22 protein-coding genes are annotated in these 19,617 nt (G+C 66.8%); 15 read left to right on the forward strand and 7 right to left on the reverse strand.

What is annotated here, in order from left to right:
• Positions 1 to 29: 29 nt before the first annotated feature.
• Positions 30 to 797 carry an ABC transporter permease gene (locus tag EPO41_RS11465; RefSeq protein WP_296324891.1) on the reverse strand — a complete coding sequence of 256 codons (768 nt, stop codon included), beginning with the start codon at positions 795 to 797 and terminating at the stop codon, positions 30 to 32.
• Positions 798 to 905: 108 nt separating this feature from the next.
• Between EPO41_RS11465 and EPO41_RS11470 the strand changes: the two genes are divergently transcribed.
• Genes EPO41_RS11470 through EPO41_RS11500 form a run of 7 tightly spaced genes read left to right on the forward strand, consistent with a single transcriptional unit; the run spans position 906 to position 7,995 of the window.
• Positions 906 to 1,724 carry a sugar phosphate isomerase/epimerase family protein gene (locus EPO41_RS11470; RefSeq protein ID WP_296324894.1) on the forward strand — a complete coding sequence of 273 codons (819 nt, stop codon included), beginning with the start codon at positions 906 to 908 and terminating at the stop codon, positions 1,722 to 1,724.
• Complete coding sequence (locus EPO41_RS11475) at positions 1,721 to 3,166, forward strand: mandelate racemase (protein ID WP_296324897.1); 1,446 nt, start codon at positions 1,721 to 1,723, stop codon at positions 3,164 to 3,166. The genes EPO41_RS11470 and EPO41_RS11475 overlap by 4 nt, the downstream gene beginning before the upstream one ends.
• Positions 3,163 to 4,194 (forward strand): NAD(P)-dependent oxidoreductase, encoded by a 1,032-nt coding sequence (locus EPO41_RS11480; RefSeq protein ID WP_296324898.1) that lies wholly within the window; start codon positions 3,163 to 3,165, stop codon positions 4,192 to 4,194. The genes EPO41_RS11475 and EPO41_RS11480 overlap by 4 nt, the downstream gene beginning before the upstream one ends.
• The gene (locus EPO41_RS11485) at positions 4,181 to 5,050 is read left to right on the forward strand and encodes a hypothetical protein (RefSeq protein WP_296324903.1); all 870 of its coding nucleotides are present in this window, start codon (positions 4,181 to 4,183) and stop codon (positions 5,048 to 5,050) included. Before EPO41_RS11480 ends, EPO41_RS11485 begins: the two co-directional genes overlap by 14 nt.
• Positions 5,051 to 5,059: 9 nt before the next feature.
• Positions 5,060 to 6,133, forward strand: coding sequence for a dihydrodipicolinate synthase family protein (locus EPO41_RS11490; RefSeq protein ID WP_296324906.1), 1,074 nt, complete (start codon positions 5,060 to 5,062; stop codon positions 6,131 to 6,133).
• Positions 6,134 to 6,137: 4 nt separating this feature from the next.
• Positions 6,138 to 7,556, forward strand: coding sequence for an amidase (locus tag EPO41_RS11495; RefSeq protein ID WP_296324908.1), 1,419 nt, complete (start codon positions 6,138 to 6,140; stop codon positions 7,554 to 7,556).
• Position 7,557: 1 nt separating this feature from the next.
• Positions 7,558 to 7,995 carry a hypothetical protein gene (locus EPO41_RS11500; RefSeq protein ID WP_296324911.1) on the forward strand — a complete coding sequence of 146 codons (438 nt, stop codon included), beginning with the start codon at positions 7,558 to 7,560 and terminating at the stop codon, positions 7,993 to 7,995.
• A gap of 18 nt (positions 7,996 to 8,013) precedes the next feature.
• Here EPO41_RS11500 and EPO41_RS11505 read toward each other — a convergent pair whose 3' ends face one another.
• The 5 genes from EPO41_RS11505 to EPO41_RS11525 form a co-directional block, all read right to left on the reverse strand.
• On the reverse strand, positions 8,014 to 8,985 hold the full coding sequence (locus EPO41_RS11505; protein ID WP_296324913.1) for a hypothetical protein: 972 nt from the start codon (positions 8,983 to 8,985) through the stop codon (positions 8,014 to 8,016).
• The gene (locus EPO41_RS11510; protein WP_296324916.1) at positions 8,982 to 10,019 is read right to left on the reverse strand and encodes a hypothetical protein; all 1,038 of its coding nucleotides are present in this window, start codon (positions 10,017 to 10,019) and stop codon (positions 8,982 to 8,984) included. The genes EPO41_RS11505 and EPO41_RS11510 overlap by 4 nt, the downstream gene beginning before the upstream one ends.
• A complete protein-coding gene (locus tag EPO41_RS11515; protein WP_296324919.1) occupies positions 10,016 to 10,186 on the reverse strand; it encodes a hypothetical protein in 171 nt (56 codons plus the stop codon). The genes EPO41_RS11510 and EPO41_RS11515 overlap by 4 nt, the downstream gene beginning before the upstream one ends.
• Positions 10,187 to 10,252: 66 nt before the next feature.
• Complete coding sequence (locus EPO41_RS11520; RefSeq protein ID WP_295136256.1) at positions 10,253 to 10,534, reverse strand: hypothetical protein; 282 nt, start codon at positions 10,532 to 10,534, stop codon at positions 10,253 to 10,255.
• 17 nt (positions 10,535 to 10,551) lie between these two features.
• Positions 10,552 to 11,421, reverse strand: a complete 870-nt coding sequence (locus EPO41_RS11525) for an NAD(P)/FAD-dependent oxidoreductase (protein ID WP_296324922.1) — start codon at positions 11,419 to 11,421, stop codon at positions 10,552 to 10,554.
• Positions 11,422 to 11,607: 186 nt separating this feature from the next.
• Between EPO41_RS11525 and EPO41_RS11530 the strand changes: the two genes are divergently transcribed.
• From EPO41_RS11530 to EPO41_RS11555, 6 genes are read left to right on the forward strand one after another with little or no spacing between them, the layout of a single operon-like run.
• Positions 11,608 to 12,522 (forward strand): branched-chain amino acid ABC transporter permease LivH, encoded by a 915-nt coding sequence (locus EPO41_RS11530; protein ID WP_296324924.1) that lies wholly within the window; start codon positions 11,608 to 11,610, stop codon positions 12,520 to 12,522.
• A 3-nt stretch (positions 12,523 to 12,525) separates the two neighbouring features.
• Positions 12,526 to 13,947, forward strand: a complete 1,422-nt coding sequence (gene livM, locus EPO41_RS11535) for a high-affinity branched-chain amino acid ABC transporter permease LivM (protein WP_296324927.1) — start codon at positions 12,526 to 12,528, stop codon at positions 13,945 to 13,947.
• Positions 13,944 to 14,768, forward strand: a complete 825-nt coding sequence (locus tag EPO41_RS11540) for an ABC transporter ATP-binding protein (RefSeq protein ID WP_296324928.1) — start codon at positions 13,944 to 13,946, stop codon at positions 14,766 to 14,768. The genes livM and EPO41_RS11540 overlap by 4 nt, the downstream gene beginning before the upstream one ends.
• On the forward strand, positions 14,761 to 15,489 hold the full coding sequence (locus tag EPO41_RS11545) for an ABC transporter ATP-binding protein (RefSeq protein WP_296324931.1): 729 nt from the start codon (positions 14,761 to 14,763) through the stop codon (positions 15,487 to 15,489). The genes EPO41_RS11540 and EPO41_RS11545 overlap by 8 nt, the downstream gene beginning before the upstream one ends.
• The gene (locus EPO41_RS11550) at positions 15,486 to 15,848 is read left to right on the forward strand and encodes a DUF6867 family protein (protein WP_296324934.1); all 363 of its coding nucleotides are present in this window, start codon (positions 15,486 to 15,488) and stop codon (positions 15,846 to 15,848) included. The genes EPO41_RS11545 and EPO41_RS11550 overlap by 4 nt, the downstream gene beginning before the upstream one ends.
• Positions 15,849 to 15,902: 54 nt before the next feature.
• Positions 15,903 to 17,015 (forward strand): branched-chain amino acid ABC transporter substrate-binding protein, encoded by a 1,113-nt coding sequence (locus tag EPO41_RS11555; RefSeq protein ID WP_296324937.1) that lies wholly within the window; start codon positions 15,903 to 15,905, stop codon positions 17,013 to 17,015.
• Between the two features lie 33 nt (positions 17,016 to 17,048).
• Here EPO41_RS11555 and EPO41_RS11560 read toward each other — a convergent pair whose 3' ends face one another.
• Positions 17,049 to 17,645 (reverse strand): Ada metal-binding domain-containing protein, encoded by a 597-nt coding sequence (locus EPO41_RS11560; protein WP_296325025.1) that lies wholly within the window; start codon positions 17,643 to 17,645, stop codon positions 17,049 to 17,051.
• A gap of 58 nt (positions 17,646 to 17,703) precedes the next feature.
• Here EPO41_RS11560 and EPO41_RS11565 point away from each other — a divergent pair, with 58 nt between their 5' ends.
• Positions 17,704 to 18,381: an N-acetyltransferase gene (locus tag EPO41_RS11565; RefSeq protein ID WP_296324940.1), complete on the forward strand. Its 678-nt coding sequence runs from the start codon at positions 17,704 to 17,706 to the stop codon at positions 18,379 to 18,381.
• Positions 18,378 to 19,547 carry an MFS transporter gene (locus EPO41_RS11570; protein ID WP_296324943.1) on the forward strand — a complete coding sequence of 390 codons (1,170 nt, stop codon included), beginning with the start codon at positions 18,378 to 18,380 and terminating at the stop codon, positions 19,545 to 19,547. The genes EPO41_RS11565 and EPO41_RS11570 overlap by 4 nt, the downstream gene beginning before the upstream one ends.
• Positions 19,548 to 19,617 lie beyond the last annotated feature (70 nt).

Genomic DNA, 19,617 nt, shown 5'->3' on the forward strand with positions numbered 1-19,617 from the left:
GACGGTCTCCCTTTATCCCTTCCCCGATCTCAGTCGACGCCCTCGGCCCAGGGGGCCCAGAGGTGCGCCAGCAATACGACAGCGCCGTAGAGCACGAGGCCCACGACGGAAATCCAGACCAGGGCTGCGAACGCCACGGAGGTGTTCATGCTGCTCTGGGTGGTGACGATGACGTAGCCCAGGCCGCGCTGGGAGGCGACGAACTCGCCGACGATCGCACCCACCACCGCGGCGGTCGCCGTGATCTTCAGCGCGCTCAGGATATAGGGGAGCGCATTGGGGATGCGGATCTTGACGAAGATCTTCCATTTCGGCGCGTTGAAGACGCGCCCGAGGTCGAGCATGTCGGGCTCGACCTGGGACAGGCCGACGGCTGTGTTGATGACCACCGGGAAGAAGCCGATCAGCGCGCCCATCAGCATGTTGGGGAAGATGCCGTAGCCCATCCAGATCAGGAACAGCGGTGCGATCGCCACCTTGGGCAATGTATTCACGAACACCAGGAACGGCACGAGGGCGTTGGCGAGGATGGGCGACCAGGCGATGGCGACACCCAGCGCCACGCCGACCACAGCGGCCATCAGGAACGCGCCGATGATCTCCAGCGTCGTGGTCCAGAGATGACCGGCCCAGGCGGTGTCGCCGTGCCATAGCGCGTTCCAGACCGACAGCGGGGCGGGTAGGAGATACTCGCGGATGTTGCCGAAGGTGACGGCGGCCTGCCAACTGGCGAGCAGGAAAGCGAAGAGGGCGAGAGTCGGCCAGTAACGGTTGGCCAAGGTGCCGAATTTCGTCATGCGCTTGCAGCGATGAAACTGTTCATCGCTTTCGTCCCGCTGATATCATGTGCCCCCATGCGATGAGACTGGCGAACGCGCATTTGCCCGTCAAGGCGAGGTTCGTCCGTGAAGCTATCACTCTGCAACGAGGTCATCCGCGAGCTTCCCTTCGAGCGCCAATGCGCTCTGGCGGCGGCGCTCGGCTACAAGGGCCTCGAAGTCGCGCCCTTTACCTTGGGAGACGATGCATGGCGCATGCCAGCCTCGCGGCGCGCCGAGGTCCGCCGGGCCTGCAGCGAAGCGGGCATCGAGGTGAGTGGTCTCCATTGGCTGCTGGCCGCGCCTGCCAGCCTCTCGATCGCCACCGACGATCGGACGGTATGGCAGCGCAGTGTCGACGTGATGCTGTCATCGATCGAACTTTGCGCCGAACTGGGCGGCACCTATCTGGTCCATGGTTCGCCCGGTCAGAGGCGCGTCGCACAGCCGGACGATGCCAAGCGGGTCGAGGAAGCCTGGGCGACCGCTGCGGTCTCCGCGGAGAAGGCGGGCGTGGTCTATTGTCTGGAGCCGCTCGCCCGACCGGATTGCAACTTCGTCAACACGCTCGGCGAGGCCGAAGTCGTCGTGCGGCGGATCGGCAGTCCGGCCTTCCGGCTGATGGTCGACACGCTGGCGTCCAGCCTGGAAGAGAAGGAGCCGGTTGCCGACGCCATCCGCCGCTGGATGCCGACGGGGCTGATGGCGCATGTTCAGTTCAACGATCGCAACAAGCGTGGGCCGGGCGAGGGAGCGGACAAGTTCGCGCCCGTGGTCGAGGCGCTGCGCGACACGGGTTATGATGGCTGGGTCGCCATGGAACCCTTTATCTACGAGCCCGACGGTCCGACCTGCGCGGCGCGCATGATCGGCTACGTCCAAGGTCTGCTGGAGCAAACCGTATGAAAGTGAAGGTTGAGGCGGTCGACCGCTTCGAGCGCGACCACCGCCTGCGCCTGCCGTTCCGCTTCGGCGTCATCACCGTGACGCAGGGCATCCAGGCGATCATCCGCGTGCGCATCGCACTCGAGGACGGCCGCAGGAGCGAGGGCGTCGCCGCCGAGGCGCTCGGCGCCAAATGGTTCGAGAAGAGCCCGGATTTCTCCGACGCGCAGAATCTCGACCAGCTTCGGCAGGCGCTGCAACTCGCCATCGACCACTACACCGCGCGCGGCTTCGACACGCCGTTCGGTCTCTATGCCGGCAGCTATCGCCAGCAGATCGCAGGCGGCGCCGAACTCGGCCTCAATCCGCTGGTTGCCTCGTACGGGCCGGCGCTGCTCGACCGCGCGATCATCGACGCGGTGGGCAAGGCGACGGGACAATCCTTCGCGCAGATGATCGCCGCCAATGTGCCGGGCATCGCGGCGACAGATCTGACGCCCGACATCGAGGCAGGACATCTCGCGGGCTTCCTGGCGGCCTTGAAGCCGCGCCCGTCGATCGATCTTCGCCATACGGTGGGTCTGGTCGATCCGCTGACGACCGCGGAACGGCCAGCCTCGGAGCGCGTGAACGACGGGCTGCCGGAAACGCTCGAAGAGGTCGTCTCGTATTATCGCGGCCGCTACTACAAGCTGAAGGTGGGCGGCGACATCAAGGCCGACCTCGACCGGCTGACGCGCATCGCCTCGGTGCTGGATGCCGGCGCCGGCGACTACAAGGTCACGTTCGACGGCAACGAGCAGTATGACGATGTCGACGGCATCGTCGAACTCTGGCGCAAGGTCGAGGAGACGCCGGCCCTTGCCAAGATGGTCGAGGCGACACTGTTCATCGAGCAGCCGATCAAGCGGCAGGCGGCGCTCAGCCGGCCGGTGACGGCGCTGGCGAAGTATCGCCCCGTCATCATCGACGAGTCAGACGGCGAGCTGTCGACCTTCCCCGAAGCGCTGAAGCTCGGCTATGCCGGCGTTTCGAGCAAGAATTGCAAGGGCTTCTACAAATCGATCCTGAATGCCGCCCGCGTCGCGAAGCTCGGCCCGGGATACTTCATGTCGGCCGAGGATCTCACCACGCAGCCCGGCGTCAGCGTCCAGCAGGACCTGGCCCTGGTCTCGCTGCTGGGCCTCACCCATGTCGAGCGCAATGCCCACCACTTCATCGATGGCATGTCGTCGGCTTCGGATGCCGAGCAGAACGCTTTCGTGGCGGCACATCCCGATCTCTACGACCGGCAGCCGGGCAAGCCGGCACGTCTGAAGGTGCGTGACGGAGCGCTGGCATTGGGCTCGCTGAGCTGCGCGGGTTTTGCGGTCGGCGTCGATCTCGATTTTGCGGTGCTCAGGTCGATGCCCGCCGCACCGCGCGAACGCCTGGTCCCGGCCCATCCTGGAGGCAAGAAATGAGTGCCAACCTGCCGGCCCGCTTCGAGAGCGTCGAAGCCGTCGAGGACTTCATGACCGCCCCGTCCGCCGAGCTCGTGGCCGACCTCGCGGCGACGCCGGGCGATATCCTGGTGCTGGGCGTCGGCGGCAAGATGGGGCCGACCTTGGCGCGCATGGCCAAGCGCGCGGCGCCGATCAAGCGCGTGATGGGCGTGGCGCGTTTCAGCGAGCCTGGTGTGAAGGAAGCGCTGGAGAAGTCCGGCGTGGAGCCGATCTCGGCCGACCTGCTGGATCGCTCGGCGCTGGAGAAGCTGCCGAAGGCCGCCAACGTCGTGTTCATGGCGGGGCGCAAGTTCGGCGCGACGGGCGACGTGCCGCTCACCTGGGCGATGAACGTGCAGGTTCCGGCGATGGTCGCCGAAGTCTTCAAGGAGTCGCGTATCGTCGCCTTCTCGACGGGATGCGTCTATCCGTTCGTGCCGGTCGACAGCGGCGGTGCCACGGAAGACGTCCCGCCGGTGCCGCCCTCAGGCGACTATGCGAACTCCTGCGTCGGGCGTGAGCGCATGTTCGAGTATTTCTCGGCGCGTCACGGCACGCCCGGCCGGCTGTTCCGACTCAATTACGCGATCGACATGCGCTACGGCGTCTTGCACGACGTCGGACGCAAGGTGAGGGACGGCGAGCCGATCGACCTGTCGATGGGCCATGTCAACGTGATCTGGCAGGGCGATGCCAACTCGGTCGCGTTGCGCTGCCTGGCGCGCGCGACGACGCCCACGACGCCGATCAACGTCACGGGGCTGGAGACCATCGAGATCCGCAAACTGGCCGCGGAATTCGGCAAGCTGCTGGGCAGGACGCCGACGCTCACCGGCAAGGAAGCGCCGACCGGCTGGCTGAACAATGCGAGCCGCATGGAGAAGGAATTCGGACCGCCCAGCGTGCCGCTCTCGAAGATGATCGAATGGACGACCGATTGGCTCGAGCGCGACATGGAGACCCTGAACAAGCCCACGCACTACGAGGTACGCGATGGCAAGTACTGATTTGCCGGACGTCCGGCCGATCGATCCCGAGCAGTGCGACGAGGTATGGCCGCTGTCGATCGAGGCGGGCTGGAACCAGAATGTCGCCGACTGGCGGTTCATGCTGGGCGCCGGACGCGGCTTCGGCTGCACGGCGCCCGACGGGACGTGGCAGGCGAGTTCCCTGATCCTGCCGCTCGGCCAGAAACTCGCCTGGATCAGCATGGTGCTGGTGACGAAGGAGCGCCGTCGGGGCGGTGTCGGGACCGGCCTGCTGAAGCGTTGCATCGATGAGGTGCGAGCCGCCGATGCGGTTGCGGGCCTCGACGCGACGGAGCAGGGGCGGCCGATCTATCTGCCGCTGGGCTTTCGTGACCTCTACCCGATCGCACGCTGGCATTTCGACGGTCTGAAGAGCGAAGCGGTGGCGCCGCCGGCCGGCGTCACGGTCCGGCCGATCACCCCGGCCGACCTGCCGCGGCTCGCCGTCTACGACCGGCCGCTGACCGGCATGGAGCGTCCGTCGATCCTGATGCATCTGGCCTTGCGTCAGCCGGGCCGGGCCTGGCTGGCCGAAGACATGGGCGACAAGATCGTGGGCTTCGTGCTGGGCCGCGAAGGCCGCACGGCGACGTCGCTCGGGCCCGTGGTCGCGGATCGCGAGCCCATCGCCCTGTCGCTGATCTCGCGCGCGGCGGCTGCCGCTCCAGGGCCGTTCATCATCGACGTGCCGGAGGCGCACCAGGCCGTCCGCGCCTGGCTCCAGGAGCAGGGCGCGACCTCGCCGCGCGGCTACATGCGGATGACCCTGGGCACCGCGAAGGGACTGGACGATCCCTCGCATGTCTTCGCCCTTGCGGGTCCTGAATTGGGATAGGATGCAGATATGAGCACCGACAAGGCCCTTCACTGGCGCGATCTTCCGGCGCCGGTCCTGTCCCTGCTGCGGCAGGGCACCGTCATCCCCGCGCATCCGCTGGCGCTCGATACCGACCGCAAATTCGACAGGCAGTCGCAGCGAGCCTTGAGCCGCTACTACCTGGATGCCGGTTCGGGCGGGCTGGCGGTGGGTGTGCATTCGACGCAGTTCGCCATCCGCGAAGTCGGGCTCTATCGCCCGGTCCTCGAACTCGCCATCGAGACGGCGCGCGACTGGACCGACCGGCCCCTGGTCATGATTGCCGGCGCCGTCGGCAGGACGGCGCAGGCGGTCGAGGAAGCGCGCACGGCACGGTCGCTCGGCTATCACGCGGTGCTGCTGTCGCTGGCGGCGCTGAAGGGGGCCAGCGAGGACGAGCTGATCGAGCATTGCACGGCGGTCGCGAAGGAGATGCCGCTGATCGGCTTCTACCTGCAGACGGCCGTGGGCGGCATCAAGCTGTCGCGTGAATTCTGGATGCGCTTCGCGGCAATCGACAACGTCGTGGCGATCAAGGTGGCGCCGTTCAACCGCTACCGGACGCTCGACGTCTGCTTCGGCATTGCGGCCGCCCACGCCGAGGATCGCATCACGCTCTACACCGGCAACGACGATCACATCGTGGCCGATCTCGTCACGCCGATGGTCGTGCGCACCGGCAATCGTGAGGTCACCTTGCGTTTCCAGGGCGGGCTGCTGGGTCACTGGAGTGTCTGGACGCGCGGCGCGGTGAAGATGCTGGAGCGGCTGAAGCTCTCGGTCTCGAACGGCTTGATCCCGCCCGAAGTGCTGGCGCTCGATTCCTTCGTGACGGACTGCAACAGCGTCGTGTTCGACGTCGACCACGATTTCGCGGGCTGCATTCCGGGCTGCCACGAGATCCTGCGGCGGCAGGGACTTCTGAAGTCGATCGAATGCCTCGATCCTCACGAAAAACTCAGCCCCGGCCAGAGCGAGGGGATCGACCGGCTCTATGCGACCTATCCCGAGCTGCATGACGACGCCTTCGTGGCGGTGAACCTCGTGCGTTGGCGGAACTGAACCCTTGGAAGACCTGTTCACTTCCCATGACGCACTGGCCGTTGCGGAGCTGGTCCGCAGCCGGCAGGTCGGCGCGCGGGAACTGCTCGACGCCACCGTGACGCGGCTGCGCGAGGCCAACGGCCATCTGAAGGCCATCACGGATTTCTACGACGGCGACCTGCTCGAACGGTCGGCCGCGGCGGCCGGTGAGGGGCCGTTCCACGGCATTCCCTTCGTCGTGAAGCAGCTCATGGCCGACTGTGCCGGCACGCCGACCACGGTCGGTTCGCGCTTCTTCTCCAAGGAGCCGGTGGCGGTGAACGACAGCGCGGCGGTCACGCGTTTGCGCCGCGCCGGCCTGGTGATCGTCGGCCGCAGCAACACCAGCGAGTTCGGCCTGGCGCCGACGACCGAGCCTGCCTTCGGCGAGGCGACGGTCAATCCATGGCGTGCCGACCTGTCGCCGGGCGGTTCTTCCGGTGGCTCGGCGGCGGTGGTGGCGGCGCGGCTGCTGCCAATGGCGCATGCGACCGATGGCGGCGGCTCCATCCGCATTCCGGCCTCCCTGTGCGGGCTGTTCGGCCTGAAGCCCTCACGCGGCCGCATCAGCCTGGCGCCGATCGGAGAGACCCTCGCCGGGGCGGGCGCCCAACTCGGCGTCTCGATCTCGGTGCGCGACAGCGCGGCGCTGCTCGATGCGCTGGCGGGCGGCGAACCCGGAGATCCCTATCGCGCGCCCGAGGCCGAGGGATCGTTCCTCGACGCGACCAGGCGAACCCCGGGCAAGCTCCGCGTCGCGTTCCTCCGCAAGCCCGTCGGCTGGGAGTCGATGGACCCGGCGCTGGTCGCGGCCGTCGAGCGTACGGCGAGGCGGCTGGAAGCGCTTGGTCATCACGTCGAGGAGGCGACGCCGGATTATGATCCCGTGGCGACCGGCATGGCCTTCGGCACGGTGATGTGCGCCAACACCTTCACCAACATCCAGGTCCGCGCCAACGGCCGCATACCCGGGCCCGGCGACCTGGAACCGGTGACGCGGCTCTACGCGGAGCAGGGCGGCAAGGTGAGCGCCCATGACTATATCCGCGCCGTCCAGACCTTCCATCGCACGGGACGCCAGCTCGGCGCCTTCTTCGAGAAGTTCGACATTCTCCTCTCGCCGACCATCGCGCGCCCGTCGCTGCCGCTGGGCGCTGTGCGCATGGATGGCAGCCTTGAGCAGTACGAGGAGGGGCTCGCGCCGATGGTGGCCTTCACCTCCGTCTGCAATGCCGCCGGCGTGCCGGCCATGTCGGTGCCGCTGGAATGGACGGACGACGGTCTGCCCATCGGCATGCACTTCGTCGCCCGCTACGGCGCCGAGGCCACGCTGTTGTCACTGGCTGCGCAGCTCGAACAGGCGCATCCGTGGCGCGATCGGCGGCCTCCCGGAGTGAAGTGACGTGACGGGCAATTTCTGGCGCATGGCGGTCGCGGGCTTCGTCGCCGGCGCGCTCAGCGTGCTGGTATTCCACCAATGGGGGTTCTACGCCGCCGCTGAATTCGGCTTCGGACGTCCCAATCTCTACAGCATGCGGCCGGTCCCGCCGTGGGGCGTTCCGGCCATCGTCTCGCTGGCGTTCTGGGGTGGTCTTTGGGGCGTCCTGGGCGCCCTCGTGGTCGCGCGCCTACCCGGCCTGCTGAACGGGGCCCTGGGCTGGATCCTCTTCGCGATCACGCTGGTCCTGGCCGTGAATTGGTTCGTCGTCCTGCCGATCAAGGGCGCGCCGGTGGGCGGCGGCTGGCGCCTGCCGGGCGTGGTCGTGGTGCCCATCGTCTACGCACTCTGGGGCTTCGGCATGTGGCTGTTCTACGGTCTCGTGCGCAGGCTGCTGAGGTAGCGGGGGGCGTGACCCGCGTCAGAGCCTCCGCAACACCATCTGCGAGCCGCCGCCCCAGATCGGGAGATAGGCCATCTTGTAGCCGGCGCCGCCGGTGACGATCGGATGGATCGCTTCGGGCGACGAAGCGACGTCACCGCCCTTGTCGAACAGGTATTGCTGGACCCGCCCGATGTCCCAGCCCTCATGTCGCGCGATCTTCTCGGCGAGTTCGAGCGGCAGAAGAAGCACCTGCTCGCCGCGCCCGCCCTTGCGGCTCTGGCCCGACATCACGATCTCGGCGCGCATGCCGGCGACGACCGGGTCGAGGATCGCCTCGGGGGTGGCGCCTTCGCCGTCGCCGGGCAGCACCTCGGCCGTACCCGAAATGCCCATCACCGTGAGGGCGCTTTCGTCTTTCGCAAGCCCGTGGCGCTCGGTGAAGGAGGGGAAGGGACCTTCGTTCCTCTCGGCGAAGCACAGCGTGAACTTGGCCGGCTGGCCCATGGTCGCCATGTCCCCCGTGTCCGAGCGCGCACCGCCGATGTTGCGCAGGCAGAGCTGCAGGGCGCGGCCGATGCAGGCATTGGCGCGGCTGCCGGGACCGATGGCGTTGGTCAGCGCGTTGACGCCGAGCCGCTGCACGATCGGGCCATGGAGGCAAAGCGCGACGGCGGCGCTGCCGGTGGTTGTGGCGATGCCGAGGAGATTGAAGTCCGGCTCGAGCGTGGCCGTGGCCGCCGCGAGCACGACCGGCAGTTCGGCCGGGACGCAGCCTGCGATCACGCATTGATAGGCGATGCTCTCGGGGCTGATGTCGCCGAACATCGGCGGCATCATGCCTTGCGACTCCGAACGGCCGCCGATGCCGGCGACCATCTCTTCCAGGCGCCGCCGGGTCGGCGGCACCAGGGGGAGGCCATCCGAGAGTTCGGCCTCCGTCAGGATCTGCTGTGCGCGCTCCCAGGTCGCCTGCTCGTCGACGACCGGCCAGCCGCACCACTCGTTCATCGGGCGATGCGCGTGCAGGCGACGGTGGTGCCGCCGAACGACGGGATGAAGGCCGAATGCTTGCCCGGACCGCCCGCCACGGTGATGTGGATGTCGCCCGGATCTCGGCCGATCGTCAGCCAGTCACCGTCGGGCTTGTGGCCGGTGCTCTCGTAGGTGTCGAGGTTCTCGCGGGAGATGCGCGACAGGTGGATCCGCGAACGCTTCCAGAGTTCCTCCCGGATGCTCTCGATCGTGAAGCCATCACGCTTCAGGGTCGCCGCATGCTCGGGGCCGATGATGAGGAACATCGGCCCCTTGCCGTACACGGTGTTGGCGCCCGGATTGGACATGCCGCCGGCAAAGGTGGTGAGCAGTCCGTCGCCCGTGGTCGAACCGTGGTCGTTGAGATTGTGCGGGCCTTCGCCCGACATCACCGTCACGACCGAATCCGTGGGCGCGAAGCCGCGCTGCACGTGATAGGGCGTCCAGGGGTTCTCTTCCTCGTTCTCGCCGAAGCAGAAGGTGAACTTGGCGGGATTGCCCTGGGTCGAACGGTCCATCTCGCCGGGCTTGGCGCCGGCCACGTTCAGCAGCATCAGGCCGAGCGCGCGGCCGATCGTGGCATTGGCCTGGCGGCCCTGGCCGAAGCAGTTGGTGCCGCAGTTGATGTTGAGCTCGTGGCGGATCGGGCCGCTCACCATGACCATCGGGGCGCAGGAGTGCGTGGTCGCAAGCGTGCCGTGCAGATTGTAGTCCGGGTCGAGCACGCCGCGCAGCGCGGCGGTCACGACCGGGAAATACTCCGGCTTGCAGCCCGCCATCACGGCATTGGCGGCGAGCGCCTGCAGCGTCGGGACGATCTGGCGCGGCGGCACCGGCGGATAGGGCCGGTTGTCGCCGCGCACCGTCTCGACGAACTTCGCCACCTTGGCCTCGCTGGGCACGAACAGCGGCATGCCGTCGCTCCAGCCCTGTTCGTTGGCGTACTCGTTGAAGGCCTCGACATCCATGTCGCCGATGTCGATCACTTCCTGTTCGGCGATGTCCTTCATTTCGTCGTCGCCTCGGTCAGTCCCTTGGTCGCTGCTTCGATGCGTTCCCGCAGTTCTTCGGCATTGAGGCCGCCGACGGGATGCTTGACCACGATCAGGCGCGGTTCGACCTTGCGGGCCTTCGCCTGGGCGAGGACCAGCGGTTTGAAAGTCTCAGTGGCGATCACGTAGGCGGTGATGCCGAGCTTCTCGAGTTCGAGGCTGTCGTGGAAACTCCACGATGAACAGCTTCCTCAATCTCCTAAGGCGAGGAGTGCCGCCTTGTAGTTCTTGGCGACCTTCTCGATCAGTTCCTTCGGCGCCGGCTGGCTGGCACTGTTCTTGGCGTGGAAGTGGATGTTGTCCACCGGACGGTGCGCGCCCAGCATGGCGCGGACGCCTTCCAGCAACTCACGGGCGTTCGGCTTGGAATTGGAGATCAGCGCAATAGCGTCAGTCGCCCAGTTGACGGGCTGCAAAGTCACCTTGGCTGGGCCGGCGGCGGCCATTCCGAAGCTTGGATTGAAGATACGCATGTTCGTTTTCCTCCACGCTACTTTTTCAACGCCGCGACGACCGACTTGGCGGCGCGTTGGCCGTCCGCGATGGCGTTGGCGAGATATTCCTTCGAACCGGACCTGACGTCGCCGGCGGCGAACACCAGCGGCTGGCCCGTCTGGCCCGCTTCGTCGACAACGATATGCCCCGTGGCGTCACGTGCAAGCGAATCCGGCAGGAATTCCGCAGCGGGAGACCGGCCCTCGTAAACGAACACCGCATTGGTCGGAATTCGGTTTCGCTGGCCGTTATTCTCGATCGTGACGGCCTCCAGCCCGTTGCTGCCTTCGAGACCGACGATGCGGCCCGGCAGGGCCGTGACGCCTTCGGGGACGGGGTCGCTCGGAGTGCCGAGCATGGTGATGTCGCCCGCGATGCCAACGAGGACGGCGGCCTCGTAGGGCGCCCAGCCGGTGGCGCCGGCGATGATCACGGGCTGGCCGGCATAGAGCGGCCCGTCGCAGTTCGCGCAGTGGGACAGGCCACGCCCTTCATATTCTTCCTCGCCGGGAAGGCCGAGCTTGCCCTTGTTCATGCCGGTGGCCACGACAAGGGATCGCGCCGTATGGCGCTCGCCCTCGGCGGTCTCGATCTCGAAGGGTCCATTGCCGGAAATCGCCGTGACTTCGCCGAAGCCGATCTCGACGCCGGCGACGACGGCATCGTCGGTGAGGCGCGCGGCCATCGTGGTGCCGTCGAAGATCTCTTCGAAATCGTGCAACTGGCCCAGGTTGATGATTTCGCCGCCGGGCGCGAGCTTGTCGAGGCAGAGCGCCTTCAGGCCCGCGCGGGCGGCTTCGGTGGCGGCGGTGAGGCCGGCCGGGCCTGCGCCGATGACGATCACGTCGTAGGAAGGAGTGTCCATGGCCGTCTTTAATCGGCACTTGTACCGAGGAGTGCAAGGGACAATTCGGGGACCGCGCGGGGCTGACCGAGCCTGTGCATCCCCTGCGCCCGATTGTGGTCCGCGATTTGCAGGCCGCCCATCTTGAGCTTGCCAGTCCCCAAGAAAGCATCTTAGGTCGCGAAGGCAGGGAGACAGAAACAAGGCATGGCGTATTTCACGCAACAGCTGATCAACGCAATCACGCTGGGCGCCATCTACGGGCTGATCGCCATCGGGTACACGATGGTCTACGGGATCATCGGCATGATCAACTTCGCGCATGGCGAAGTGTTCATGATCGGCGCCTTCATCTCGCTGATCGGCTTCATCATCTGCGGCAGCCTCGGCATCAGCTCCGCGCCCATCGCCATCGTCCTGGTGCTGCTGCTGGCCATGTGCTTCTCGGCCGTCTACGGCTGGGCGATCGAACGAACGGCCTATCGACCATTAAGAGGCTCGTTCCGGCTGGCCCCGCTGATCTCCGCCATCGGCGTGTCGATCGCCCTCCAGAACTACGTGCAGCTGGCCCAGGGGGCGCGGCCCAAACCCGGCGGGCAGGTCGTCTCGGGCGGATTCAATCTCTTCAGCGCCGACGGCTTCGACGTCCGCGTCACCTGGCTTCAGATCATCATCGTGCTGGTGACGGTCGTACTGATGGCGGGATTCACCTGGGTGATCGCGAAAACCTCGCTGGGACGCCAGCAGCGCGCCTGCGAACAGGACATGAAGATGGCGGCGTTGCTGGGCGTCAATGTCGACCGCACCATATCGCTCACCTTCGTGCTGGGGGCGGCGCTCGCGGCCGTCGCCGGCATGCTGTTCCTGATGTACTATGGCGTCATCGACTTCTTCATCGGCTTCCTGGCCGGCATCAAGGCCTTCACCGCGGCGGTGCTGGGCGGCATCGGCTCGCTGCCGGGCGCCATGTTGGGCGGGCTGCTGATCGGATTGATCGAGGTCTTCTGGGCCGGCTACTTCTCGAGCGAGTACAAGGACGTCGCGGCTTTCGCGATCCTCGTCCTAGTTCTGATCTTCCGGCCGAGCGGACTGCTCGGCAAACCGGAGATCGAGAAGGTCTGACGGATGGGCCCGCGTCTCGCTCTCATGTTGAAGGATGCGGGCCTCACCGCCTTCGTCGCGGCCGCGCTGGGCATCTTCATCGTCGGCTTCCGCACCGTCGACCTGGGCGGCGGGAAGGGCCTGGGCTTCGACTATCACCTCGTCGATCTCGCGGTGGCCGTGGTCGTCATCTTCATCGGCCGGCTCGGCCTCTCGATGGCGGCCAACGGCCTGCGCTGGCCCGCCATCGTGCTGGGCGTCGCGATGATCGTGGCCGGAGCCTCGCCCATGAAGCTGCCGTCCGGCTTCCTGCACTGGTTTGTGGCGCTGGGCGGCGTGCTGCTGGTGATCCGCGCGATCTGGCCGTGGGCCAACGATGCCATCGGCGCGGTGTCGCGGACGCCGTCGGGTGTTGCTCTGGGCAAGGCCGGATCCAAGTGGTTCGGCTGGCTGTTGCTGGCGGCGGCGGTCCTGATGCCGTTCTCGCCGTTCGCCGACCAGAAGACGATGGATCTCGGCGTGCTGATCCTGACCTACGTGATGCTGGGCTGGGGGCTCAACATCGTGGTCGGCCTCGCAGGCCTGCTCGACCTGGGCTACGTCGCCTTCTACGCGGTCGGCGCCTATGCCTATGCGCTGCTCAGTACGCAGTACGGGCTGGGCTTCTGGACGGTGCTGCCGCTCGCCGGAATGATGGCGGCATTGTTCGGCATCATGCTGGGTTTCCCGGTGCTGCGTCTGCGCGGCGACTATCTCGCCATCGTGACTCTGGGCTTCGGCGAGATCATCCGCCTCGTGCTGCTCAACTGGTTCGACCTGACCAACGGGCCGGCCGGCATCGGCTCGATCCCCGGGCCGACCCTGTTCGGCGCCGTGTTCGCCGAGACGCCGCCGCCCGGCAAGCAGACAGTCTCGGAGATGCTGGGGATCGCCTTCAACGGCAATCACCGGCTGATCTTCCTGTACTACATCATCCTCGGCCTGGCGCTGATCACCAACCTCTTCACGCAGCGCATGCGGCGCCTGCCGGTGGGCCGCGCCTGGGAGGCGCTGCGCGAGGACGAGACGGCCTGCCAGGCACTCGGCATCAATCCGACCAACACCAAGCTCACGGCCTTCGCCATCGGCGCCATGTTCGCGGGCTTTGCCGGCTCGTTCTTTGCCGCCAAGCAACGCTTCATCAGCCCCGAGAGCTTCGTGTTCATAGAGTCGGCGATCATCCTGGCCATCGTCGTGCTGGGCGGCATGGGCAGCCAGATCGGCGTGGTGCTGGCGGCGGTTCTGCTGATCGGCCTGCCCGAATGGTTCCGCGACCTCGGTAACTACCGCATGCTGGCCTTCGGCCTCGCCATGGTGCTGATCATGGTGTTCAAGCCACGCGGCCTCGTCTCCCATCGCGAGCCGTCCATCAGGTTGCATCCCGCCGGATCGGGGGGCGGCGGATGACGGCACCCCAAGTCACAGAGCCACTTATCGAGGTCGAGCACCTCACCATGCGCTTCGGCGGGCTGGTCGCGATCGACGACGTGTCGTTCACCGCCCGGTCGCATTCGATCACCGCCGTCATCGGCCCCAACGGCGCCGGCAAGACGACGGTCTTCAACTGCATCACCGGCTTCTACAAGCCGACGATCGGCCGGCTGACCCTGCGCGGCGCCGGCGGGGAATTCCTGCTCGAGCGGATGCGCGGCCACGAGATCGGCCAGAAGGCGAGGGTGGCGCGCACCTTCCAGAACATCCGCCTGTTTCCCGGCATGACGGTGCTCGAGAACCTGATGGTGGCGCAGCACAACAAGCTGATGCGCGCCTCGGGCTGGAGTCTGCTCGGTCTCCTCGGCGCCGCGAGCTTCCAGCGTGCCGAGGCGGCCGCAGTCGAACTGGCGCGGCTCTGGCTGGAGCGTATCGGCCTGGTGGCTGATGCCGACCGGCCGGCCGGCGAGCTGCCCTATGGAGCCCAGCGGCGCCTCGAGATCGCCCGGGCCATGTGTACCGAGCCGGTGTTGCTGTGTCTCGACGAGCCGGCGGCCGGTCTCAACCCGCGCGAATCGGCGGAACTCAACCAGCTGCTGGTGTCGATCCGCGATCGCGACGGGATCGGCGTGCTGCTGATCGAGCACGACATGAGCGTCGTGATGAACATTTCCGACCATATCGTCGTGCTCGACTATGGCCGCAAGATCGCAGAGGGGGATCCGCTGGCGGTGCGCAGTGACCCGGCGGTGATCCGCGCCTATCTCGGCACCGACGAGGAGGCGATCGATGGCTGAGCCCTCGATCCTCTCGGTGAGGGGTGTCGAAACCTTCTATGGCGCCATCCAGGCCCTGCACGGGGTCGATCTCGAGGTGGCGAAGGGCGAGATCGTGACGCTGATCGGCGCCAACGGGGCGGGCAAGTCGACGCTGCTGATGACGATCTGCGGCAATCCCCGTGCGCGCAGCGGCAAGATCCTGCTCGACGGCGAGGACATCACGGCGCTGCCGACCTTCCAGATCGTGCGGCGCGGCGTGGCGCAGGTGCCGGAGGGGCGGCGCATCTTCGCGCGCATGAGTGTTTACGAGAACCTGCAGATGGGCGCGATCCTCGCCGATCCGGCGAACTTCAACTCCGATATCGACCGCGTATTCGCGATGTTCCCACGGCTGGCCGAGCGGCGCGACCAGCGTGGCGGCACCCTGTCGGGCGGCGAACAGCAGATGCTGGCGATCGGCCGCGCCCTGATGAGCCGGCCGCGCATCCTCCTGCTCGACGAGCCGTCGCTGGGCCTCGCACCGCTGATCGTGCGCCAGATCTTCGACTCGATCGGCCGCATCGCGCGGGAGGAGGGGGTCACGATCTTCCTGGTCGAGCAGAACGCCTTTCACGCGCTGCGCCTGGCGGACCGCGGCTACGTTCTGGCCAACGGACGGGTGCGCCTCAGTGGCAGTGGCAAGGAGTTGCTGGCCAATCAAGAGGTCCGCGCCGCCTACCTGGAAGGGGGGCACGCATGAGCCCGCTGGACACCTTCATGTTCGACTGGTTCGGCGACACCCTGTTCAACGTGGTGCTGTTCAACCTCATCCTGATCGGGCCGGCCTCGTTCGCCGCCGGGCACGCCGTGGCGCTCACCTGGCGACCCTGGCCGCAGATCGTGTTCTACACGGCGCTCCTGTCGGCGACCCTGCGCTTCCTCGACTACGCGCTGGCCAATGGGGAACTGTGGTCGCTGGCGGGCTTTGCACTGGGCTGGGCCGTGCAATTGGCGATCGCGGCCTTTGCCTACAGGCTCACCCGGGCGCGCCAGATGGTGCGCCAGTATCCCTGGCTTTACCGGCGCAAAGGCTTGCTGGGCTGGGACGAGCGGCCCTAATGTAAGTTCATGCTCCGCACGCGCGGAGGAGGCTCAACGACAAGGGAGACCCGGATGAAGAAGATGTACGGCGCGCTGGCCGTCGCAGCCGTCGCCTTGATGGCGACGCCCGCGTTCGCCCAGATCAAGATCGGCTCGGCCGGCCCGATGACCGGCGCGAATGCGGCGTTCGGCGAGCAGTTGAAGCGCGGCGCCGAGATGGCGGTCGCGGACATCAATGCCGCAGGCGGCGTCAACGGCCAGAAACTCGAACTGGTGATCGGCGACGACGCCTGCGACCCGAAGCAGGCGACCGCGGTCGCCAACAAGATGGTCTCGGACAAGGTCGTGTTCGTGGCCGGGCATTTCTGCTCGGGCTCGTCGATCCCCGCCTCGGACATCTACAAGGAAGGCAAGATCCTGCAGATCACGCCGGCCTCGACCAACCCGAAGCTGACGGATGACGCCGCTTCCAAGGGCAACACCACGGTGTTCCGCACCTGCGGCCGTGACGACGTGCAGGGCACGACTGTCGGCAACTACATCCTGAAGAACCACAAGACCGCCAAGGTCGCGATCCTCCACGACAAGTCGCCCTACGGCAAAGGCGTGGCCGACGAGACCAAGAAGGCGCTGAACAAGGGCGGCCTGCGCGAGACCATGTACGAGGCCTACAACGACACCGACAAGGACTTCGCTGCGCTGATCAACAAGATGAAGCAGGCGAAGATCGATATCATCGTGCTGGGCGGCTACCACACCGCGGGCGCGCTGATCATCAAGCAGGCGCGTGAGCAGGGCCTGGCGGCGGCGATGATGGGCTTCGACGCGCTGGAGACCGCCGAGTTCGCCCAGCTGGGCGGTGCGGCGACCAACGGCGTGATGATGTCGTTCCCGCCGAAGGCCGAGGACGATCCCAAGAATGCCGCCCTCGTGAAGAAGTTCCGCGACGCCAAGTACAATCCGGAGGGCTACACGCTGTTCAGCTACGCTGCCGTGAAGGCCTGGGCCGATGCCGCCAACAAGGCGAAATCGACCGAGGCGGCCAAGGTCGCCGCGGCGCTGCGCTCGGGCAAGTTCGACTCGGCCGTCGGCGTGCTCGAATTCGACGCCAAGGGCGACATCAAGGACGCCGTCTACGACATCTACGTCTGGAAGGACGGCAAGTCGTCGCCAATGAAGAAGTAGGGCAGACAAGCTCTGCGATGGAGAGGCCCGGCATCAGCCGGGCCTTTTCTTTTTCGGCGCCTGACCAACCCTCGGCGCAAGCCGACGTACGTCGCTCGGCGTTCGCCGGTAGACTTCGGCAAACACTGTGTTGAAGCGGCGCAGGCTCGTGAAGCCGGCGCGTGCCGCAATCTCCAGCATCGGCAGCCGGGTCTGATCGAGCAGGCGCTTGGCCCGCTGGACCCGCAGCGTCCGCGCGACCTGCAGCGGACTGGCGCCGAGGTGGCGCTGGAACAGCCGGTCGAGGTGACGTGAGCCGATGCCGAGCCGTTCGGCAAGATCGTCGACGCTCGCCTGGTCGAGCGCGCCGTCGTGGATCAGCCGCAGGGCGCGCTGCACAGTCGTGCGTGAGCCCAGCCACGCCGGCGAGAAGGGGGCCGCCTCGGGACGACAGCGCAGGCACGGGCGGAAGCCGGCAACCTCGGCTGCGGCGGCCGTCGCATAGAACTGGACGTTCTTGCCCTGGGCGGGCCGCACCGGACAGACCGGTCGACAGTAGATGCGGGTGGTGCGTACGCCGGAGAAGAAGCGGCCGTCATAGCGACGGTCGCGACCGATGCGGGCGCGTTCGCAGACCTCGGGGTCGAGCATGACGATGGAGTCCGATTCCGGCGAGTCGACTTTCACCACACATGTTACTTCGCGCGGCATGACGATCAACGTTCTCGACAATCCGGTATGGCACGCTCTTGTGGGGCGGCATCGACATCACGCGATCGGCCGTGGAGCCGCCCGTCACTATCCGCGCGATATCGCGCCGTTCTCCGCGATCCTTGAGCCGACCGATCAGGCCTATGTCGACCTTGCCGCCGATCTTCCCGCCGGCACCGAGGCGCGCCTGTTCCGTCCGATGGAGGAGCCGCTTCCGGGCGGCTGGGACGACCTCGGTCGCTTCCCCATGCTGCAGATGGTGGCGACACGAACTCCGGAGGGAGACGACGACGCGGTTTCGACACTCTCGTCCGCCGACGCCGGGGCAATGCTCGATCTCGTGGCGCTCGCCCAGCCCGGTCCGTTTAGCCGCCGGACGCCGTTGCTGGGTCGCCATCTCGGCGTCTGGAAGGGCCATCGCCTCGTAGGCATGGCGGGCGAGCGGCTGCGCGTGCCGGGCCATGTCGAGTTGAGCGCAATCTGCGTGCACCCGGAGGCGCGGGGGCTGGGACACGCTGCCAGGCTCGTGCGTCGGCTGATGCGGCTGGCCTTCGAGAACGATGAAGTGCCATTCCTGCACGTTCGGCCCGACAACAAGCTGGCGATCGACCTCTATCGCCACCTGGGTTTCGAAGTCCGGCGCGAACTCATGGTCCTGTGGCGCCGGCCGGGATGATCGACGCGGCCGACCGCCACGGCGCGCGGGTGGTCTGGACCGCTTTCGTCGTGGCCGTATTCGGCTGGGGCGTGGGCTTCTACGGGCCTGCCGTCTATTTGCCGGTGCTGCATCGGACGCATGGCTGGTCGCTCTCGATCCTCTCTGCGGCGATCACGGCGCATTACCTCGTGAGCGCCGCCCTGATCATCGTCTTACCCGATGCGTACCGGCGGTTTGGTGTGGCGCGCGTCACGCTGGGCGGCGCACTGTTTGGCGCCGCAGGTGCGATTGCGTGGGCGAGTGCGCAGCAGACATGGCAACTCGTGCCCGCTCTGTTGCTGAGCGGCGCGGGATGGGCCGCAATGAGCGGGGCGGCCCTCAACGCGATGGTGTCGCCTTGGTTCGAGCGTGATCGGCCCAAGGCCCTCAGCATGGCGTTCAATGGCGCGAGCGTCGGCGGCATCGTGTTGGTGCCGCTCTGGACGGCTCTGGCAGGCAGCTTCGGCCTGGTGACGGCAGCCGTCCTCATGAGCGTCATCATGGTTGCGATCGTCTGCCCGCTGGCATACCGCACCCTGCGGCGTCAGCCCGCAGCCGCAGTGCCGAAAACGCAGCCGCAGCCGCGTGTTGCCCTTCTGCGGCAGCCGCGTTTCCTGACGATCTCACTGGCGTTTGCTCTCGGCCTGTTCGCACAGATCGGGCTCTTCGCGCATTTGATCGCGAGGCTCGAACCTGTGTTCGGGCCAGGCCTGGCGGCAGGGGCGATCAGTCTGATCACGGTTTGCGCCGTCGTGGGACGCACCTTGCTGGGGAAGTTCCTGGGCGAACATGATCGCAGGCTCGCCGCAGCGGCCAGCCTGCTGATGCAGACTGTGGGCACGCTGTTGCTGGCTCTGGGGGAGGGCAGTGTCCTGGTGACGGCGGGCTGCATCCTGTTCGGCCTGGGAGTCGGTAACCTGGTGTCGCTGCCGCCGCTGATCGCCCAGCGCGAATTCCGGCTAGTCGATGTCGGGACCGTGGTCGCTCTTGTGACGGCAATCAATCAGGCGGTCTTTGCCTTCGCACCGGCTATACTCGGTGTCTTGCGCGATTCGACGGGCAGTTATCTTGTGTCATTCCTGGCGGCGGCGGCCATCCAGGCCCTCGCGGCGGCGATCGTCGTCCTGGGCCGAAGATTTTCCTGAGCCATTTCAGTGTCTTGTGGGTCACCCTCCACGATTTTGCGGAACGGTGACATTGCGGCCCCGGATATGG

Source organism: Reyranella sp., assembly GCF_004297265.1.
GTDB lineage: Bacteria > Pseudomonadota > Alphaproteobacteria > Reyranellales > Reyranellaceae > Reyranella.

Coding starts and splice junctions, on each gene's coding strand:
- EPO41_RS11465 (WP_296324891.1), bottom strand. CDS start 797: ATGACGAAATTCGGCACCTTGGCCAACCGTTACTGGCCGACTCTCGCC.
- EPO41_RS11475 (WP_296324897.1), top strand. CDS start 1,721: ATGAAAGTGAAGGTTGAGGCGGTCGACCGCTTCGAGCGCGACCACCGC.
- EPO41_RS11480 (WP_296324898.1), top strand. CDS start 3,163: ATGAGTGCCAACCTGCCGGCCCGCTTCGAGAGCGTCGAAGCCGTCGAG.
- EPO41_RS11485 (WP_296324903.1), top strand. CDS start 4,181: ATGGCAAGTACTGATTTGCCGGACGTCCGGCCGATCGATCCCGAGCAG.
- EPO41_RS11490 (WP_296324906.1), top strand. CDS start 5,060: ATGAGCACCGACAAGGCCCTTCACTGGCGCGATCTTCCGGCGCCGGTC.
- EPO41_RS11505 (WP_296324913.1), bottom strand. CDS start 8,985: ATGAACGAGTGGTGCGGCTGGCCGGTCGTCGACGAGCAGGCGACCTGG.
- EPO41_RS11510 (WP_296324916.1), bottom strand. CDS start 10,019: ATGAAGGACATCGCCGAACAGGAAGTGATCGACATCGGCGACATGGAT.
- EPO41_RS11520 (WP_295136256.1), bottom strand. CDS start 10,534: ATGCGTATCTTCAATCCAAGCTTCGGAATGGCCGCCGCCGGCCCAGCC.
- EPO41_RS11525 (WP_296324922.1), bottom strand. CDS start 11,421: ATGGACACTCCTTCCTACGACGTGATCGTCATCGGCGCAGGCCCGGCC.
- EPO41_RS11530 (WP_296324924.1), top strand. CDS start 11,608: ATGGCGTATTTCACGCAACAGCTGATCAACGCAATCACGCTGGGCGCC.
- livM (WP_296324927.1), top strand. CDS start 12,526: ATGGGCCCGCGTCTCGCTCTCATGTTGAAGGATGCGGGCCTCACCGCC.
- EPO41_RS11540 (WP_296324928.1), top strand. CDS start 13,944: ATGACGGCACCCCAAGTCACAGAGCCACTTATCGAGGTCGAGCACCTC.
- EPO41_RS11545 (WP_296324931.1), top strand. CDS start 14,761: ATGGCTGAGCCCTCGATCCTCTCGGTGAGGGGTGTCGAAACCTTCTAT.
- EPO41_RS11550 (WP_296324934.1), top strand. CDS start 15,486: ATGAGCCCGCTGGACACCTTCATGTTCGACTGGTTCGGCGACACCCTG.
- EPO41_RS11555 (WP_296324937.1), top strand. CDS start 15,903: ATGAAGAAGATGTACGGCGCGCTGGCCGTCGCAGCCGTCGCCTTGATG.
- EPO41_RS11560 (WP_296325025.1), bottom strand. CDS start 17,645: ATGCTCGACCCCGAGGTCTGCGAACGCGCCCGCATCGGTCGCGACCGT.
- EPO41_RS11565 (WP_296324940.1), top strand. CDS start 17,704: ATGACGATCAACGTTCTCGACAATCCGGTATGGCACGCTCTTGTGGGG.
- EPO41_RS11570 (WP_296324943.1), top strand. CDS start 18,378: ATGATCGACGCGGCCGACCGCCACGGCGCGCGGGTGGTCTGGACCGCT.